We start from the raw sequence: 19,325 nt of genomic DNA on the forward strand, positions 1-19,325 counted from the left end.
AAGGTTGTGGTCACTTGAAACATTTCATTCAATCACTCTTTAAAAAAACGGAATCCAGCCCATCCCCGTCTGTCGTCGAGCTGGAAAAAAGACTCACTGCTCTTGAACAAAAAATGTCTGCACCTGCTTCACCAGTTTCAGAGGATACGCACATTCATATTGAATCACTGCACGTGGACAAAATTGACTACCATCTAGAGTTTGGTGAACTTTCCATTAACCAGCTGCAAGGCAGACTCAACATTGGGGCAACCTATTATACGCCAAAGGACGCGCACCTCAAAAAGCCCGCTCCAGCACCGAAGCCAAAAGAAACATCTGCACCAACCGTTTCGATTCGATCAAAGCCCTCATCTCAGCACGATCGGCAGCCAGAAATAAACCGCAAGAACAATCGCCACAATACTGATGATATTTAACCAAAAGCCCGCCTTGACCATATCAGAAATTTTGAGTATATCTGCGCTAAAGACAGCCGCATTTGGCGGTGTAGAGATTGGTAGCATAAACGCACACGAGGAAGCTAACGCAGCCGCAGCCATTAAACCATACGGCTCAATGCCAATGGCCAGGCCAAGCCCTACTGTGATGGGAATCACCATATTGGCCACAGCTGTATTTGACATAAATTCTGTCATAAACAGAACGGCAGCCGTTAAAATGAAGATAATCATGAAATAAGACAGACCGTTTAAAAGTTGAAGCTTCTCCCCCATCCAGCCCGTCAAATCGGTTTCTGCAAATCCTGTGGCAAGCGACAAACCGCCCCCAAATAAAAGCAATAGCCCCCAAGGAAGCTGTTTCATATCCTGCCATTCTAGAATTCTCTCACCATTCGTCGATGGAATGAGAAAGAGCAGGATTGCACCAAAAATTGCAATAGATGTATCTGATACATAAAGATTTCCAAACAACAAAGATTTAAAGATCCATAGGCACGCAGTCATGAGAAAAACCGTAAGAACCCATTTTTCCTCTTGTTTGATCTTTCCTAAATCCTTTAAGTCCTTTTGAATGAAGTGAGCTTTGATATCACTTCGATGCTCCACCCGAAATTGAATTTTTGTTAAATATACATATAAGAGAGACAGCATAACGACTGTGACAGGAAAGCCAAATAAAAACCATTCAAAAAACATAATGTCACGATCTAATAATTTTTTAGACATTGCGGCAAACACTGCATTAGGAACTGTTCCGACGAGTGTCGCTAATCCGCCGATCGAGGCAGAATACGCAACAGACAGCAAAATGCTTTTACTAAACTTCTCAAGTGAATGCCCTGACAATATCTGATTTGCTTTGACTTCTTTAATGATAGCGAGTGCCACAGGAAGCATCATTAAAGCTGTAGCAGCATTCGAAATCCATAAAGATAAAAAAGCCGTTGATATCATAATCCCTAATACAATACGGTCACTTCTTGTGCCAATAAAATTGAGAATATGTAAGGCCATTCGTCGATGTAAATTCCATTTCTCAATCGCAATTGCAATCATAAAACCACCCATATACATAAAGACAATCGGATCACCGTAGGATTTTGCCGTTGCATCCATCGACAGTCCCCCAAGTGTTGGCAGTAAAATAATCGGCAATAGAGACGCAGCTGGAATCGGCAATGCTTCTGTTACCCACCAAGTAGCCGTCCAAGCTGAGACAGCAAGCACTACCTTAGGTGCATAGGCCAATTCTGACGCTGGTATCAAAAACATGAGGGTAAGAAATAAGCACGGTCCTAGCAATAATCCTGTGATATTCACTTTTTGATAAGCGATCATACATCCCTCCATTTTGTTATCGCTTCCAAGCAATTAATTCCCTTATGATCCTTCGATGATATGAAGTGATTTCCCTTTTATCAAGAGCAGGCATAAAGACTCGATAAACACAGTGAAATTTGACACCCAAAATGACTATCACCAGTTCATTTGTCTTATTCACGCAGCATGATTCCCATGAGAAACTATACAAATCGTACACAATAACTGTAAAATATAGAGGATCTAATCAAAAATTGAGGTGTTTTCATTGTATACAGATCAGCGGAAATCATTTTGGAAACAGAAAAAATTCACCGTCCCCCTTATCAGCATCATCTTACTTGCTGTTGCTTTCTTCTTCTTAAAAGATACACTTTTCTCCAAAGAAAAAGAGGCCTTACAGACAGCTCAATCCTTTACAAATCAATTGAAAAAGAAAGACTTTACGAAGCTCGCAGATGAGGTCACAAGTACATCTCTAAAAGGCAATGACTTTTCTAAAAAACAACTAGCCGAGAAATACGACAATATCTTTAGCGGAATCGGTGCTCATGATGTGAACATCTCAAAACTCAAAGTAGAAAAACAGGACAAAGGAGACGGGTACGAATTCACCTATGATGTCACAATGAAAACATCTCTTGGAAAGCTGAACAAGCTCTCGTATAAAGGCGTCCTCTCAAAAGAGGATAATCAGTGGAAAGTAGATTGGAAACCTAACCTCATCTTCCCGCAAATGGAAAAGAGAGACACCATCAAAGTGAAATCTGATCCTGCGGTACGCGGAAGTATTGTGGATCGAAAAGGGCGTGCTTTAGCAGAAACAACTGGTGGAAACGCACTTGGCATTATTCCGGGAAAGCTCGGTACAGGCAAGACAAAAGAAAGCCATATAAAAAAAATCAGCAGCGCTTTTGATATAGATGAAGAATTCATTCAAAACCAGCTGAAACAAACATGGGTCACAGATGACACATTTGTCCCGCTGAAGTCTATGTTAGAGCAAATGCAAATCCCAAAGGACGTAAGTGGCGTGACCTATCAACCAAAGGAAATGCGCTATTATCCATATAACGAAGCTGCTGCTCATCTGACAGGCTACGTCGGAAAAGCAAATGCGGATGATATCAAAAGAAACCCGGCATTAAAGGCGGATCAAATCATCGGCAAAACCGGCCTTGAATACACATTTGATCAGAACTTACGTGGACAAGATGGCGGAAGCATTCTCATTGTCCATGATGAAACAGGCATTGAAGAAACACTACAAAAAACAGAGCGAAAAGACGGAAAAACAGTGAAATTGACCATTGATGCTTCTTTACAGAAAAAAGCCTATCAGCAGTTGAAGGGTGAAAAAGGGGCCGTCACCATCATGAATCCATCATCTGGTGACCTATTAGCACTTGTCAGTACCCCTTCCTATGATGTCAATCTCATGACAAATGGGGTGACACCTAAGCAATATCGAGCATACAGTGAAAACCCAGATCTTCCATTCCAAGCTCGATATGCAAGCCGATATGCACCAGGGTCCACCTTCAAAACCATTACAGCAGCCATTGGGCTGGAAACAGGTGTCACAAAGCCTAATAAAGTGCGCACCATTCATGGACTGAAATGGCAGAAGGATCAATCATGGGGAAATTATCAAATTACACGGGTTCATGACAAAGAACACGTCAACATGGTCGATGCCCTCGTGTACTCAGACAATATTTATTTTGGACAGGAAGCCCTTGAAATCGGCAAAGATACTTACGAGAAAAAAGTGAAAACATTTGGGTTTGGCGAAGATTTACACATGCCGTTTACAATGAAGCCCGCACAAGTATCAAACGATGGCATTCAATCAGACATCTTACTCGCTGACTCGGCGTATGGCCAAGGGGAATTACTCATGTCACCGATTGAGCAGATACATGCCTATTCTCCATTTGCAACAGGAGGCAAGCTTGTGTATCCTCGCGTCATTCAAGATGAAAAAACAGCATCACCAAAGCAGATCATAAAAGAAGATTCAGCAAATAAAGTAAAAGACACACTGACTCAAGTCGTGACCAATTCAAACGGTACTGCTCACTCCCTGCAAATCAAAGGGGCTGATATTGCCGCTAAAACGGGAACAGCAGAGCTGAAGAGCAAACAAGGTGCGACAGATGGTACTGAAAATGGATTTTTACTTGCGTTTCATCCCAAAAAAGAAGATTACATCCTTATCGGCATGATCGAAGGTGTGAAAGACCGCGGCGGCAGTGGCCTAGTCGTTCAAAAAATGAAGCCTGTGATCGCTTCTTTTTATGAATAACCCTTTAGAGACACACGCTCTCCATCAAGAGCGTGTGTCTCTTTTTTCTACATCATGACAATTTGCTATTGTTTTATAGTTCACCTTATGAATAAAATGAGGAGAATGCAAAAAGAAACCAGTTGAATGAAAGGAGGAAGTCTCATTGGCTATTGCTGCTCGTGCAAAGGATAAACCTCAAAAAGCTGTCACCGGCTCAACAGTTTATCCTATTTTATTGATTATCGGTATTTGCCATTTGCTCAACGACACATTACAAGCCGTTATTCCTGCCATGTTCCCTATTTTAGAACGATCAATGGGGCTGACCTTTACACAATTAGGGCTGATTGCCTTTACATTAAATATGGTCTCCTCCGTGATGCAGCCTGCTATTGGATGGTACACAGATAAACGGCCGATGCCCTACGCACTTCCCATTGCACTATTCTCAAGCGCTGTCGGTATTTTCGGCCTTGCATTTGCACCATCCTTTACGACCATTCTGCTTTGCGTCGCCTTTATCGGACTCGGCTCTGCTATTTTCCATCCAGAGGGTTCCCGCGTTGCCAATATGGCAGCTGGTCCAAGACGTGGACTTGCACAATCAATCTATCAAGTCGGCGGCAATACAGGTCAAGCCCTTGCACCACTGATTGCAGCACTCATGCTCGTCCCGCTCGGCCAGCCAGGAGTCGCCTGGTTTACGATTGTTGGATTGGTTGCTACCTGTTTCCTTCTCTACATTTCGAGATGGTACGCAAGGAAGCTTCAAACCATTCGAGCACAAGCGAAAAAAGCGGCTGCAAAAGCGGCAAGATCTGATATGCATCGCAAGTCAGCACTCGCGGCACTCGGCATTATCGTCTTCCTTATTTTTGCTCGCTCTTGGTATGGGAATGCAATCTCGAATTTCTATGCGTTTTATGCAATTCAACAATATGGTTTGACAATTAAAGAATCACAAACTTATATTTTCTTATTTCTTATATTGGGTGCAGTCGGGACATTTCTAGGCGGACCGCTTGCAGATCGATTTGGCAAGAAAACCGTAATTTTGGCTTCATTATTAGCATCCTTTCCACTTGCCCTTTTATTGCCTTTTGCCGGACCTGTTTTTGCGTATGTTTTACTTGGACTCATTGGCATCATTTTAATGTCAAGCTTCTCTGTTACAGTGGTATACGCCCAAGAACTATTTCCCGGGAAAATCGGCACAATGTCTGGTTTAACGGTTGGGCTGGCGTTTGGAATGGGTGCAATCGGATCGGTTGCCCTCGGCTCATTCATTGATGCCTTCGGCTTAACGCCTACCATGATCGGTGCAGCCTTTTTACCGATTTTAGGCATTCTAGCTGTCCTGCTTCCTAGTGATCAAACCATCACCAAATGGAATGAATCATAAATGAAAACCGCTCAAATCACTGAGCGGTTTTTTTCATATCTCATAAAAATGTGTATCGGGAACATGCTTCTTTGCGATAAACCCTTGCTGAAAGTCCGGAAATACCTCTTGTACCTGTTGAATCTTTTGATGAATCAAATTGGCATATGGAATATACAAATGATCCACCAGCTTTTGATCTGTCATATAGTAATACCAATTGAGATTAAAGGTACGCTCATCAATGATTGTAAAGGCAGAAAAATGATAGAACAGCAGTGGACATTCATCAAGATAAATATCTTCTTTCACAACAGAGAGCTCGTAGTTTTCAATATTCCAAATCGCTACATTGGCACCTTTAGATGCCACCACATGGACTCCCTCAAAATCATCGACCCATCTTTCAACATACCGCTGATCTCCGTATGTCTTTTTTTCCGTATCCATTTCTACCGTACAGTGTGCAATGCAGTTTTCTTTCCACTGCGTCACAGCCCGTTTGGCCACATCTGTGTTGCGGCAGCCTACAAAACCAGTATTAAAACGGCCGGATAATTCATAATAGTGATAGAATCGCTTGGAATTCATATGATCTGTCAAATATAAATGAGCGAGTGGATTCTCTGCAAATATTTCCTTTGGGTGATGATAAAAATACAAATCTGTATCCAAATGAGCGAGATAATCCGCATCAGAGGACTCTAGAATTTTGAGTAAAAACGCAGGCTTTAATGTCCAGCAATACTCATGGAACGTACGATCATCCTTTGCCTTTCGCAGCGAATCATCTTCAATGTCTTCAAGCTGTTCATATTGGACATGCGGGTGAGGAAATTCACTTAACACCTTGTAAGCCAAAGGGTCAGCACATAAAACGGAGAGTTTGAAGGAACGAGCCGTCTGCTCAAGTGAATGAATCAGCGCCAGCAGCTTCAATACATGGGTATTCGACACAATGGTTGTAAAATGATAGGATGCCATCTACAACACATCCACTTGACATAAATCAACATGCAGCAGCTCTTGCGTCAGCCCTTGAATAGCTTCTACTAGAACCGCAGAATCATATTCCTGCTTTGCAAGCTGCGCCGCCTCTGACAGTTTTTTCAAAGAAAAGTGCTTTGCGGTCAGCACATCCTTTTGATCACGTTTGATGCCCATATTCCGCTCTGTAATCATATGCAGCAGCTCTAAAAAATAAGAGAGCAGATCATCAAATACCGGGTTTTCACGCAGCTGACGAATTTCTTTCATGATGTCATTGGTCACAGTGTGAGAAAATGGTCCAGAGAAGACCAAATGAACATCAATGGAATCAATATTGTTGTACTTCTCGCACATATACAAAATGTTATATTTAATGTCATCGAATGACGTTAAATTACTTGGATGCTCCTGATGTACACTCAAAATATCCTCTCGCAGCTCAAATGAGAGACCAAACTGATACAAACGAATCCCCAAATCATAATCCTCAAACCCGTACCGAACGATATTTTCATCAAACATCCCTAGTTTCATGACATGCTTTCTCTTTACGGAGGAGTTATTTGTAATGAAAAATCGCCACGGCAATTGATAAGAACCTAAATCATAGTGGTACGTGTTTAAAATGTCTTTCAGAATATCAATAAATTCGGACTGCAAGTCGAAGCTTCTCTCTAAAAATGCACCATTTTCCACTTCCTCCATTGATAAAAGAGGCGTTTTGTCCTTCATTTTCCGCTGATACAGCCCTTGTTCTTTCAATCGCTTCACATGATCTTTATCAAATCCAGTGTAAAAATAACGATAAATTCGCTTCCAGCAAACACCGCAAATGACAAGATCCTCTTGATCATCATGTGCTTCTGCATGCTTTTGAATAAACCTCGGTTCTGCGAGCATATCACTGTCATGAAAAATTAGCAGGTCTCCCTCCGCCTCGCGAATGGCATGATTGCGCCCCTTGGCAATCCCTTGATTGACGGGGATACGCACCTTTTTCAACGGAAAGTTCACTTCCATTTTTTCGAGCATTTCCATCGTGCCATCCGTTGACCCATTATCGGTGACAATGACCTCAAATGGAATATCTGTTTTCTGGCGTGTTAAGGAAAAAAGACTCCCTTCTAAACGCTCTTTGGCATTATAGCTCGGAATAATGACGCTTACCTTCGGCTTTTCATTCATGCGTCATCCACCTCCAGTGTGGCATAGCCGTTAAACATCGGATTGACTTGTTCCACAGATTCAATCACATGGCGCAGCACTTCTCGATAGGCTTCTTGGAAAAATGGCAAATCATTTCTTCCTTTTTCATGGATTTGCTGCATATCATCCTTGCTCACAATCCGAAAACCACTGAAATGATAGCAAATGAGCGGACTTCCATCCTCAAGCAGAATACGTCCATCCTCTTCCTTATAGACATGCTGTCCATAATTCCAATGACCAATATTGACACCTTTCGTTTCAATCTCTTCTACGTTGTCAAACAGCATTGGCATATGATCCAAATACCCTTGATCGCCAAATTTACCTTCTCCAGGCGCATTTTTGCATTCTTTTAGACACTCTTCTTTCCACCAGCTGAGACACTTTCTGCCGGCTTCATCTCCTTTAAAATGTAGGAATCCTGAATTATATCGGCCTAAAAGCTTCTGAAGCATCGTCACTTCCTCTGGATCAAAGCTTGGAATGACGATATCCCCTCTTGATAGGAGAACAGAGGCATCCGGCTGGTTTTGAAATATAACTTGCGGACTCTCATAAAAGAATAAATCCGCATCAAGATACGTCACTTCTTCTGCCTTCTCCTCTTCGAAAATACGCTCAATCCAGATCGGCTTTAACGTCCAGCAATATTCCGAATCATCCCGTTCCTTTTTGATCTCTAGAAGCTCAGGTGTTTCAAGCTGCCGTACATGAACAAGATCGACATGCGGGAAATTCATTTGATGAAGCAAATCAAATGCAGCATCATCCATACATAACGTCTTGATGACAGCATCATCTTCTACTTGCTTCAACGATAAGAAAAATGCAATGGCTTGATAAAGTCTTCCACTTGATAGAACCGTACAATATATGCTGTTCATCTATTTACACCTCTATTTTTGAAAGAATTCGCGGTACCATTCAATGGTTTTCTCTAAACCTTCATCAATGGAGTAGTCTGGCTTCCAATCAAGCAGCTTTCTCGCTTTTTCTGCCGACAAATATTGATGCTTAATCTCATGCGTTCCTTGGTTGAGAATACGAGGTTTCAGGTCACTTCCCATTGCTTTTAAAATCTTATCTACGAGTTCAAGGACCGTCAGCTGAATTTCATTACTAAAATTAAACGCTTCTCCAGCAAGCCCTTTTTCCTCCATTTTTTCAGCTAGGAGCAAATAAGCCTTAACCGCATCTTCAATGTAGAAATAATCGCGAATAAAGGTCCCGTCACTTCTAATTTCTGGAACCTTTCCCTCTAACACAAGCTGGATGGTTTGCGGAATGATTCGGTTAAAATTCAAATCCCCGCCACCGTATAAATTACCGCACCGCGTCACACAAACCGGAAGACCATATGTGTTGTAGTATGTGTGAGAAATTAAATCTGCGCAGCTTTTCGATACATCATACGGGTGCTTCCCGTTAAGCGGCATGTTTTCATCATAAGGAAGCTGCTCCTGATCACCGTAAGCTTTATCACTTGATGCCACAATGACTCGTTTGATGAGCGGCTGCCTCCTGCACGCCTCCAGCACATTCCATGTCCCTAAAATATTGGCTTCAAATGTAGAGACCGGATGTCTGTTTGCGACCCCAACAATCGCTTGGGCAGCCAAATGGAAGACGGTATCAATTTCGTACTCTCCGAGTGCACGTTCAATCGTTTGCATGTCCTCAAGTGCGCCTTGCACGACATTCATTTTTTCAAACTGACTGCCTTGATATAAATTCGATCTTGGCACTTGATCACGTACAAGCCCTGTTACGTTTGCACCTTGATCAATCAATTCCTTGACGAGATAACTCCCTAACAATCCTGTACATCCAGTCACAAATACGTTCTTCCCATTCCAAAATCCGCTCATGCCGTCACCAAACCTTCCATGGTTGTTTTCCTTCTGTCCACATGTCGTTGATTTCCTTCAAGTTTTTGTACGTATCAATTGCTGTCCAAAATCCGTGATGCTCATAAACCGCAAGCTCTCCATCATTCGCCAGATGTTGAAGCGGCTCCGCTTCGAACACGCATTGATCATCATCTGTTAAATAATCAAAAACCTTTGGAGACAACACAAAAAATCCTCCATTGATCATCCCGATACTGTCCGTCTTCTCAGAGAAGGATTGTGCCATCCCGTTATACACCTTAAGTGTCCCGTACTGTGACTTCTTTTCAATTCCTGTAACAGTGGCAGCTGCCCCAATATCTTGATGGCGCTTAAGTAAATGAAACATATTGATATTGGCGAGCCCGTCACCATACGTCATCATAAATGTTTCATCCCCAATGTAGTCTTGTGCCTGCTTTAACCGTCCGCCTGTCATCGTATCCTCACCCGTATCTAAAAAGGTGATTTTCCAGTTCTCCGACTTCCCTAAAAGCTTCATTTCTCCTGTCGACATATCCAGCTGCATGCTGTGATGCCGCCAGTCGTAGTTGAGAAAATACTCTTTGATCTTCTCTCCTTTATATCCAAGTAATAAGATAAACTCGTCAACACCGTAATACTGATAGATTTTCATAATATGCCATAGAATAGGCCGATCTCCGATCATAGCAAGTGGTTTAGGAAGCGCTTGTGTGACCTCACTCATTCTCGTTCCCTTTCCTCCGCAGAGAATGACTGCTTTCATCTTCTCCCCTCATCTCTCTATGAAATTTTTGATTAAAAACCTTATCTTTATGCGGAAAATCGGTACATGTACCCTTATACTTTGTCCGATATCAGGTTTTGAATCTACTCTATTCATATGTAAAAAAGAGAGTTCGCGCCACCTAGCATTCAACTATTTTTACAAATAAAAAAGAGCGAGATTTGTCTTCTCGCTCTTGCAAAGTTTAAATTGTATATTCTCAGGGTAGATGGTATGATAAACATGTGCATACGCAGCACAAACAGCCTCTTTCTATAAAGAGACTACTAGATTGAATGAATCAAGTGGCAGCTTGCGTCATTCTCAATATGAATCACGGAGGTGAATTCCCATGGCACAAAACGTACTTTGTGAAGTGAACTCTTGCCGTTTTTGGGCTGAAAACAGCTGTACAGCCTCTACAATTAAAATTGGTAAAAGCACAATGTCTGACGTGACTCGCAATGTAGACACTGATTGCGAAACATTCGAAACAAAATAATAAAAGATTTCTGAGATGAAGGAACTGGCAGGTTCCTTCTTTTCTTTTATCATTCTATCAAGAATGATAATTATTATCAAGTGTTTTTCAGTAAACATTTCTCGGGAAATAATGACACGATATTTCTCCATTCGTTGACGATTTTCACTCCTTTTTCTATACTCAACATATCCGAAGAAGAAAAAGTGGTGACCAATCAGTGGACTTTACGATACGTTTTCTATCATTCTTTGTGATTGAAGTAGAAGGCAAAGATGAACAAGCAAATAAACGGTTTAAACATTATCAAACATTAGACCAAGAGGAATTTGAACAAAGTGAGCTGAAGGACTTTTTAGACGGTGAGCTGAAAAAAATCGTCAAACGAAAAGTGGACAGACATCCTAAGTCTGAGCAAGTACCGACTAAAATTGGCCGTTTTATTGTCGAACCAGGTCATGAGCTCGATTCAAATCCAAACTACAATTTATTTCATCAGACGAGATTTGCAGATACAAAGGAATTATTCAACGAATGCAGCGAACAATTTGTTCGCACCTATTTAGATACAAGTGCTGTGAGGGGCGGCGTTTTTTTAGTTGCTTCCGCAGTTCCTAAAAAGTATTTCGATGACTCCTTTGTCTTTATCATGAAATGTGATTTTGAACAGAAAGTCGCTTCTATTGCTGATACATCTACCTTGATCCGAAAAGTCGAAATGGCGATTACAACCAAAAACATGAAATCGATTCAATATCCGTTTATGCCAGAAGAGGGCATGACAGAGGAAGCAGAAGTGAAAATCCACCAATCCTCACACGCTCGTTATTTTGAGGACTTCCTGAAATTCGTCGAATATGGAGAATCGATGCCTGAAATCATGAAATCACAGGTCATGAATATGGTTCAAGAACAAGTATTTGAAACATTACAGGATGAAAGTGAAGAATTAAAACAATTTGAAGAGGACCTTGAAATATGGGAAGCTAGTGAAAAGCGTGAGATTAGGGAAACGCTCGATACAGAACAGGTCACGTTAGCAGCTTCACATATTGTTGAACAAACCCCTGACATCACAATGAAAATGCGTCTAGGTGAAACAGAGATCAAAGGACTTTTAGCCGACTTCGGCCACTCGATTCATATCGCAAAGGTCAACAATCGATATGTCGTGCTCGTTGAAGCAGATCAAATCATATTCGAAAAAGGTAGCACACCTGTTGAATTCCATAAACCAAATGGCTTAAAAGAAGTCGTCAGCCAGCTGACGCAAAAAGCCTATGATTCGGGCATTGAATAGGTGAATATTACTGCCTCATGCGTTCAGCCGCATGAAGGCAGTTTTTTTATGTTGCTATCAGACTTTACCACATATGCGATCATGAAGAAAATACATTCACTAACCTGACTTCTGTTACATCTTGACTTGATGATTCACACTTCCCCATAAGAGACATGCTGCCGATTGCCTCTCGTCCATAGACTTAAAAGCAGTACGCTCATCATAATCATCAGCCAAAAGACACTGTTCGCCCCCCAAAATTGAATGACTGTATATCCCAGCAAAGGTCCTAAAGCAGCCCCCAGATCTTGAACAAAGGAATAGCTAGCAAGGAAGCGGTTCCTATCTGTTTGAGTAGAGGCTTTGTGAAAAGCAAGCGTATCGGTTAGCGTCGTTAAAATCGTGGACAACAGCTGAAGCAAAAGCAACATCACAAGAAACCAGCCAGTGATCTTCAGCATGGCTCCGAGTATACTGAGAGCTCCAAACGAAAGAAACATCCAGCACAGCATTCGTTCCTTCACCACAACCCCGTCAAACCACCTGCCTGCTCTTGGTGCGACAAATGGTTCCCATCCCCATCTGATTGCTTGAATCGCTCCACTTAAAGCAGACGCACCTATGACATAACCGAGAAGAGCTATTCCATTCTGGCCGATCTTGACTTCAATCACATGACTCAACGTTGAAGCAAATAAACCTTGTATGATCAGTGCTACAAGCATACCTGTCAGAAGAACTTTCACAACTTCACGTGAAAGCCACTTCTGTTTGATGCCTTGATAGACTTGCGTCTCTTTGCCCTTTTCAATCTCATCTAAAGACACATAAAAAATACACCCTAGCAATGTGAGCAAGCCAAAGACGAGCGTCATGGGCTGGAAACCGATCAAGCTGGCGAATACCCCGCCAAATAGCATTCCGAATAAACTGCCGAGACGGTAAAGCCCGTTATAAAGACCCGTTAAATGCCCTTGTGTGCCTTCATCCATTTCAGCCATCAACCGCATCCCGCTCATACGAAGTAAAGTCCAAGCTAATCCCCAAGCGCACCGGCAGATCAGCAGCAGCCAAAAACCGCTGACGCCATATAACATCGTGGTCACTGACGCCAGCAAAATAGCAATCAATACGCCAGTCTTCATCGGCACATACCGGTATAACCACCAAACAACAGGCGCTAAAGGGATGCGAATGAATCGGTTGATCGAGAGCAGCAAACCGACCTCCCAAATGGACGATAATCCAACCTCTCTCCAATAGATAGGCAGAACAATATAAAGCATTGAATCTCCAATGAGTGCAAACGCAGTGATAAGTGATATGGACACGACCTGCTTTTGACGATGATCCATTTTTTTGCCCCCTTCGCTACCTTTACGATAAGGGGTGCCTTATAATAAATCTAATGAATGTTTTTGATCCAATCATCAAAATAATTGATAGGTGGTACAAAAATGAATTTACATGCCCTCCGTATTTTTGCAAAGGTAGCCGAAACGAAAAGCGTCACACAAACGGCAGACGTGTTGTCTTTGACACAACCAGCGGTTACGGCTCAATTAAGAAGCATTGAACGAGAAATCGGTTTCCGCCTATTTAAACGAAACGGCCGAGGAATTACACTGACAGAGATGGGGAAAATTCTGTATCCTTATGCCCGGCAAGTATTTGAGGCTGAAAAGGAAGTAGAATATCAGATCACACTTTTACAAAACGGGAAAAAAGGGAGACTGCGAATTGCTTCTACCTACGTTCCACTTAACTTTTTGCTGCCTGGATGGCTGGCTGCGTTTAAAACATCATCACCACAGACAGAAATTGAATTAAAAAGCGGAAACTCCGCTCAAGTGATAGAGGATCTTCTGCAATATCATTCAGATGTCGCCATCGCTGTCATTGAAGACCTGCACCACGAGGACATCCACACCTCCCATTTGACTAATTTAAGCTATGATTTTATTGTCCCGTCTGATCATCCGTTGAACGGACAAACCGTTCCCCTTGAGCGCCTGCGTCATGAACCCTTTTTAATGCGAGAAGAAGGCAGTTCCACAAGAGAGAAGCTCTTTTCTCTTTTTACCTCGAAAGGAATTAAAAAACCGAACGTTGATTTACAATTCAGCGGTGTCCATGAAGCCATTCAAATGATCAAAGCTGGCTATGGCATCACACTTGTTCCTCGTGACGCTGTTCAGCAAAGCTTAGAACGTGGAGATATCGGACGCGTGTATATCGAAGGAGTTGACATTATCAGACCTGTTGTTGTCTGCAAACGAGCGAATGACCTTGAGGAAAATAAAACAGTGAATGCCTTTCTGCAAATGAAAGACATTGGACCATTTATACCACCAGCCTTCAATTAAAAAAGTGCCTGCTTCGTAAACAGGCACTTTTTCTATTCGGATGGTTGGACAAGATCAAACGGAACAGCCTTTGATGCCTTTACTAATTGTTCTGGTGTGATGAGTATTTCATTTCCCCACTCGCCAGCTCCTACTCCTAAGACCTCTTCTTCTAATAGCGAAGCTTCAATAATCGTTCGGAACCCTTCAGGCTGCCAGCAAAATGGCGGAATCGAACCAATTCGATAGCCCGTCACTTCAAGAACCGTGTCTGGTGAAGCCATTTTGATATTACGAGAGCCTGCTGCTTTTTTTAGTTTTCCTGATTTGATGTGCTGATCAGCACCAACCATCACAAGCAGCTGCTCCCCTTCCCCTGTTTCAAAGATCAATGTTTTGATCATTTGTCTTTCTCTAAAACCAAGAGCTGCCGCTACATTTGCTGCACCCTTCTCTGTTTCGTCAGAAAATGTTTTGATGTCATACGGAATGCCAAGCTTGTCCAAAAAGTCGTGTGCTGGTAATTTTCTCAATGGATTGAACCCCTTTCCTTACAATGTCCTTTCATTTAGCTTATCACAATCCTCTCATCCTTAAGATGTATTTTTCAATAGAAAGCCTCTAGCCCCTTCGCTCTCATGCTATACTGAACTTGTTTTTGAAAAGGAGCCGGTTTGATATGGGAAAAACGTTTTGGTTTTACACAGGCAGTAAAAGCCTTCTGATGCTAAGTGATATCGTGTTTGTGATGACCATCACTTTCGTCATTTATCAAGATACACAATCTGCTACCTATGCGGCATTATTTCCACTCATTAGAACGTTATGTCAGCTATTAGCTGGGCTCATCTCTCCTGTTTTGATTGATCGCTTTCAAGCCTATCGCCTTTTAAAATGGCTCCCTCTTGCACGTCTTGTGATGATGATCTTGTTCACCACACAATTCCATTTCTTTCAGCAGCATATCGTCTGGCTGTTTGGTGCACTCATACTCATTTCGATGACAGGCGGATTCATCAGTCCTTTATTACAGGCGATCATGCCAATGCATGTGCAGGCAAATCAGCTTGTTCAAGCGAACAGCACAGCCTCCATTTTTCAACAAATCGTTCAAATTGCCGGCTATTCGTTTACCGGAATACTCGTCTTGTGGATTGGGTCAACTTATTTATTAGCTTTCACTTGTCTCATGATTGTATGTTCTTATCTATTGTTCTTACCCGTTTTGCCTTTGCTTCAGGAAGAAAACACGACTCAAAGAACGAATCAATTAAACAGTTTCAAAGACGGCTGGACGGTCATTTGGAAAAATAAAATGATTCGTACCCTGACATTCATGGATGTTTGTGAAAATATAGCGGGATCTGTTTGGATTGGAGCCATTACACTCGCCTTTGTCACGCATGATTTGAATAGAAGCGAGGATTGGTGGGGGTTTATCAACGCTGCTTATTATACTGGCGCCATTATAGGCGGGCTGCTCGCTGCATGGTTCAGTCGTTTCATTCAAAAACAGCTGCTCCTCTTTATGGCAACAGGTTCATTCATCTATGCAGTGCTCACCATTCTTTTTGCAATGAACAGCCTTCCATGGCTTGCGCTGCTGCTTTGTATTCTGATGGGACCTGCCTATCAAATTCGAGATGTTTCCCAGCAAACCATTCTTCAAACAGCAACACCCACCCGTGACTTATCAAAGGTGTATTCCGCTCACTACGTCCTTTCTTCTGTATCTGCCGGTTTATCCATCTTCTTTGTTGGATTTATTGCAGATACATTCGGCGCAAGGTTTGTGTATTTGTTAGGCGGACTGTTTGTCCTCGTCTGTTCCGGCATCGCCATTCTTGCTTTCATGATGCAGAAAAAAAGAGCGGCTGTTTAAGGCAGCGGCTCTTTTACTTTTCTTTTAACATCGCAAACATGTCACGGGCCATGGTTTCTAAAATATACACAACGGGTGTCTGTGTGGTGATATTGGCTCTGTGCATTCGTTCATCTGTAACGTAATAGGCAATATTGACATCAGAAATACGTGAAATCGTACAGTGCTGATTGTTTGTAATACTAATGATCGTACTGCCTTCTCTCTTTAATTTCGAAATATGATCAATCGTAATACGGTTCTCCCCTGATACAGACAGCACAATCGTGACGCTATTGTCTAAATACTGCATATTCATTGGGAAAAATGGATCATTGATGTAAAACGAAAATTTCTCAAGACTTGAAAAGTATCTTGCCCCATATTGCGCCAAAATGCCAGAACTGCCAGTCCCAATAAACAGCACATTTTTTGCCTCAGCAATCAGCCTCGCTGCCTCTTTGATTTTTTCTTCAAAATCTCCTTTCAATGTTCGTTCTATAAATTCATATAGAAAATGCTGTGTGCTTTTCAAAGAGGGCGTTTGCTCTGATTCTAAATACATTTTGAGCTTCACTTTAAACTCTGAAAAGCCTTCACACTTCACTTTTCGGCAAAAGCGAAGGACAGACGAGGTAGAAATATGAGCAGCATCTGCTAAGTCGCGAATTCTCATATAGACGACCTTTTCACTGTTTTCCATAATATATCGGTATAAAGCGCTCTCTAGTTCATTAAAGCTGGAAATGACCTCACTTGAAAACATCTGACTTCCCCTTTCTCCAACAACATGTCACAACGTGTTTCTTTTATGTAACAAATCTCTAAATAGGGCACCCTTGCCTAAAGACGCCAAAGCCATTTACGCACAAGATGCTCTCACGATAAGCTATAGTTGTACAAACAAAAGAACAATTGGTTTCAATCTATTATAACATTGTGCGTTACATTATTCGGAGGTGCAGAACATGGCAAAAGGATTAAAGGTTGTCACAATTGGCGGAGGATCAAGCTATACACCAGAGCTTGTCGAAGGATTTATTAAACGGTACGATGAATTTCCAATTAGCGAACTTTGGCTCGTCGATATTGAAGCGGGAAAAGAAAAGCTTGAAATCGTCGGAAATCTTGCAAAACGAATGGTGAAAAAAGCCGGACTTCCAATTGAAGTTCACTTAACACTCGATCGTAAAAAAGCCCTCGTTGGCGCTGATTTCGTCACAACACAATTCCGCGTCGGATTACTGGAAGCACGTATGAAGGATGAACGCATTCCTTTAAAATATGATGTCATTGGTCAAGAAACAAATGGTCCTGGCGGTCTATTCAAGGGCCTGCGCACCATCCCTGTCATTCTTGATATTGTAAAAGATATTGAAGAATTATGCCCGGATGCATGGCTTGTGAACTTCACGAACCCTGCCGGTATGGTCACAGAAGCCGTTCTACGCTATTCAAATCACCGTAAAGTCGTTGGCTTATGTAACGTGCCAATCGGCATTCGCATGGGCATCGCCAAAGGGCTGGATGTAGATGCAAGCAGAGTGGAAGTCAGCTTTGCTGGATTGAACCATATGGTATTTGGACTGGATGTATTCTTAGACGGTAAAAGCATCATGGATCAAGTCATTGAAGACATGGCAGATCCAAACTCCACCATGTCAATGAACAACATTCAAGCGATTCCATGGGATGCAGATTTCTTAAAAGGGCTTGGCGTAATTCCTTGTCCGTATCACCGCTACTACTACAAAACAAGTGATATGCTGGCTGAAGAAAAGAAAGCAGCAGAGAATGAAGGAACGCGTGCAGAAGTCGTTCGTGCACTAGAAAATGACCTATTCGAGCTTTACAAAGACCCTGATCTTGATATTAAACCGCCACAGCTTGAAAAACGAGGCGGTGCTTACTACAGTGACGCAGCGTGTAACTTGATCGCATCCATTTATAACGACAAGCATGACATTCAGCCTGTGAACACGATCAACAATGGCGCGATCAGTGACATTCCAAATGATTCTGCCGTTGAACTGAACTGCGTCATCACAAAAGACGGTCCAAAACCAATCGCTGTTGGTGAAATGCCGGTCGCTGTCAAAGGACTTATTTCTCAAATTAAATCCTTTGAACGTGTAGCCGCTGAAGCAGCCGTGACAGGCGACTACAACACAGCCCTTGTTGCCATGACCATCAATCCGCTTGTCCCATCAGATGCCATTGCAAAAAGCATCCTAGATGAAATGCTAGAAGCACACAAAGAATATCTTCCGCAGTTTTTTAATAAAGTAGAAGCATAATAAGAAGGAACCGCACTTGTGGAAAGTGCGGTTTTTCTTATTTACCGGCAAATAGCTGATCCATCCGAGCGAGATCATATGTTAATAGCCAGTGCTGTAAGCCCTCATAGACCGGCCGCAGATGTTCAGGGTCTGCCGCAATGAGATCACAGCCTCGATCATCATATAAGTGGAAAATCATCTGTTTTGAGAGGTTGATTAGATAGATTTCATAACCAAGCTTTCCTTTCATGATTTGATTCGGCGTGTAAAAGTCTTCTTGGCATATTGCATGAAGAAGCGGGCGCAATCGAATATCCTGCATCTGACAATGGAGCATAAATCGCTCTATTTTCATTGTTTCTTCTAGATTTGGTTGTACATAGGTCAAACGCTCGTGACGCAACCTGTGACGCACTTGTCGGTCGACATATTTTTGATAAACAAGGAGCTTTCGCTTCGTTAGTTCATGTTCATGCTGCGTGTAAACATCTGTGACGAATAGCATCTCGTCCTCTGGATGAAACGCATATCTCACAATGTCAAAAGCACGATCCCCTGCTTTTTCTAATACATCCGATTCCTTTCCTAATGACCAATCTGCCACTTCAAACCGAAGTCCATACGGCCATTCATAAAAAAGAGGCGGTGCTAGTAAAAGATCAGAAAAATTGTGTTTTAAAAACGTATCTATTAGATCGCTCATTTGATTTCCTTCCATTGGTTTTATTTTCATCTTGAAACATGGAAAAAACAATTGGAAATTCCTTGTTATTTCTTATATGATAACATGAGATGGAAGTGTGACTA

The 19,325-nt window shown here is 42.1% G+C and carries 18 protein-coding genes; 8 read left to right on the plus strand and 10 right to left on the minus strand.

The genetic code is table 11. From position 1 onward, the window contains the following. The first annotated feature begins 14 nt into the window (after positions 1–14). Positions 15–419, plus strand: a complete 405-nt coding sequence (locus BK049_RS04500; RefSeq protein ID WP_008355865.1) for a hypothetical protein — start codon at positions 15–17, stop codon at positions 417–419. On the opposite strand, the gene BK049_RS04505 is transcribed toward BK049_RS04500, so the two are convergent. Further along, positions 351–1,781, minus strand: a complete 1,431-nt coding sequence (locus tag BK049_RS04505; protein ID WP_071167922.1) for an SLC13 family permease — start codon at positions 1,779–1,781, stop codon at positions 351–353. The genes BK049_RS04500 and BK049_RS04505 overlap by 69 nt on opposite strands. A gap of 250 nt (positions 1,782–2,031) precedes the next feature. Between BK049_RS04505 and pbp4 the strand changes: the two genes are divergently transcribed. Both pbp4 and BK049_RS04515 read left to right on the plus strand, forming a co-directional pair. Next, entirely contained in the window at positions 2,032–4,071 is a 2,040-nt protein-coding gene (gene pbp4, locus BK049_RS04510) for a penicillin-binding protein PBP4(5) (RefSeq protein WP_071167923.1), read from the plus strand. Between the two features lie 145 nt (positions 4,072–4,216). Beyond that, entirely contained in the window at positions 4,217–5,455 is a 1,239-nt protein-coding gene (locus BK049_RS04515; protein WP_071167924.1) for an MFS transporter, read from the plus strand. 33 nt (positions 5,456–5,488) lie between these two features. Here the strand turns inward: BK049_RS04515 and BK049_RS04520 are convergent, their stop codons facing one another. From BK049_RS04520 to rfbF, 5 genes are read right to left on the minus strand one after another with little or no spacing between them, the layout of a single operon-like run. Next, positions 5,489–6,418, minus strand: coding sequence for a putative nucleotide-diphospho-sugar transferase (locus BK049_RS04520; RefSeq protein ID WP_071167925.1), 930 nt, complete (start codon positions 6,416–6,418; stop codon positions 5,489–5,491). Further along, positions 6,419–7,609: a glycosyltransferase family 2 protein gene (locus BK049_RS04525; protein WP_071167926.1), complete on the minus strand. Its 1,191-nt coding sequence runs from the start codon at positions 7,607–7,609 to the stop codon at positions 6,419–6,421. Then, positions 7,606–8,517 carry a putative nucleotide-diphospho-sugar transferase gene (locus BK049_RS04530; protein WP_071167927.1) on the minus strand — a complete coding sequence of 304 codons (912 nt, stop codon included), beginning with the start codon at positions 8,515–8,517 and terminating at the stop codon, positions 7,606–7,608. Before BK049_RS04530 ends, BK049_RS04525 begins: the two co-directional genes overlap by 4 nt. A gap of 12 nt (positions 8,518–8,529) precedes the next feature. Further along, positions 8,530–9,501 carry a GDP-mannose 4,6-dehydratase gene (locus tag BK049_RS04535; protein ID WP_008355855.1) on the minus strand — a complete coding sequence of 324 codons (972 nt, stop codon included), beginning with the start codon at positions 9,499–9,501 and terminating at the stop codon, positions 8,530–8,532. A 4-nt stretch (positions 9,502–9,505) separates the two neighbouring features. Then, a complete protein-coding gene (gene rfbF / locus BK049_RS04540) occupies positions 9,506–10,270 on the minus strand; it encodes a glucose-1-phosphate cytidylyltransferase (protein WP_008355852.1) in 765 nt (254 codons plus the stop codon). 352 nt (positions 10,271–10,622) lie between these two features. Here rfbF and BK049_RS18750 point away from each other — a divergent pair, with 352 nt between their 5' ends. Both BK049_RS18750 and BK049_RS04550 read left to right on the plus strand, forming a co-directional pair. Beyond that, entirely contained in the window at positions 10,623–10,772 is a 150-nt protein-coding gene (locus tag BK049_RS18750) for a DUF1540 domain-containing protein (RefSeq protein ID WP_008355850.1), read from the plus strand. 199 nt (positions 10,773–10,971) lie between these two features. Then, a complete protein-coding gene (locus tag BK049_RS04550; protein WP_071167928.1) occupies positions 10,972–12,051 on the plus strand; it encodes a DUF3900 domain-containing protein in 1,080 nt (359 codons plus the stop codon). A 134-nt stretch (positions 12,052–12,185) separates the two neighbouring features. Here the strand turns inward: BK049_RS04550 and BK049_RS04555 are convergent, their stop codons facing one another. Then, on the minus strand, positions 12,186–13,388 hold the full coding sequence (locus tag BK049_RS04555) for an MFS transporter (protein WP_071167929.1): 1,203 nt from the start codon (positions 13,386–13,388) through the stop codon (positions 12,186–12,188). Positions 13,389–13,490: 102 nt separating this feature from the next. On the opposite strand from BK049_RS04555, the gene BK049_RS04560 reads away from it, so the two are divergent. Then, on the plus strand, positions 13,491–14,399 hold the full coding sequence (locus tag BK049_RS04560) for a LysR family transcriptional regulator (protein ID WP_071167930.1): 909 nt from the start codon (positions 13,491–13,493) through the stop codon (positions 14,397–14,399). Positions 14,400–14,431: 32 nt separating this feature from the next. On the opposite strand, the gene BK049_RS04565 is transcribed toward BK049_RS04560, so the two are convergent. Next, complete coding sequence (locus BK049_RS04565; RefSeq protein ID WP_008355843.1) at positions 14,432–14,911, minus strand: aminoacyl-tRNA deacylase; 480 nt, start codon at positions 14,909–14,911, stop codon at positions 14,432–14,434. Positions 14,912–15,057: 146 nt separating this feature from the next. Between BK049_RS04565 and BK049_RS04570 the strand changes: the two genes are divergently transcribed. Next, positions 15,058–16,260 (plus strand): MFS transporter, encoded by a 1,203-nt coding sequence (locus BK049_RS04570; RefSeq protein ID WP_071167931.1) that lies wholly within the window; start codon positions 15,058–15,060, stop codon positions 16,258–16,260. Between the two features lie 13 nt (positions 16,261–16,273). Here the strand turns inward: BK049_RS04570 and BK049_RS04575 are convergent, their stop codons facing one another. Beyond that, the gene (locus tag BK049_RS04575; RefSeq protein WP_008355838.1) at positions 16,274–17,005 is read right to left on the minus strand and encodes a MurR/RpiR family transcriptional regulator; all 732 of its coding nucleotides are present in this window, start codon (positions 17,003–17,005) and stop codon (positions 16,274–16,276) included. A gap of 202 nt (positions 17,006–17,207) precedes the next feature. On the opposite strand from BK049_RS04575, the gene BK049_RS04580 reads away from it, so the two are divergent. Then, entirely contained in the window at positions 17,208–18,536 is a 1,329-nt protein-coding gene (locus BK049_RS04580; RefSeq protein WP_008355837.1) for a 6-phospho-beta-glucosidase, read from the plus strand. Positions 18,537–18,573: 37 nt separating this feature from the next. Here BK049_RS04580 and BK049_RS04585 read toward each other — a convergent pair whose 3' ends face one another. Further along, complete coding sequence (locus BK049_RS04585) at positions 18,574–19,221, minus strand: DUF3885 domain-containing protein (protein WP_071167932.1); 648 nt, start codon at positions 19,219–19,221, stop codon at positions 18,574–18,576. Positions 19,222–19,325: the final 104 nt, after the last annotated feature.

This window comes from Bacillus xiamenensis (assembly GCF_001857925.1).
Classification (GTDB): Bacteria; Bacillota; Bacilli; order Bacillales; family Bacillaceae; genus Bacillus; species Bacillus xiamenensis.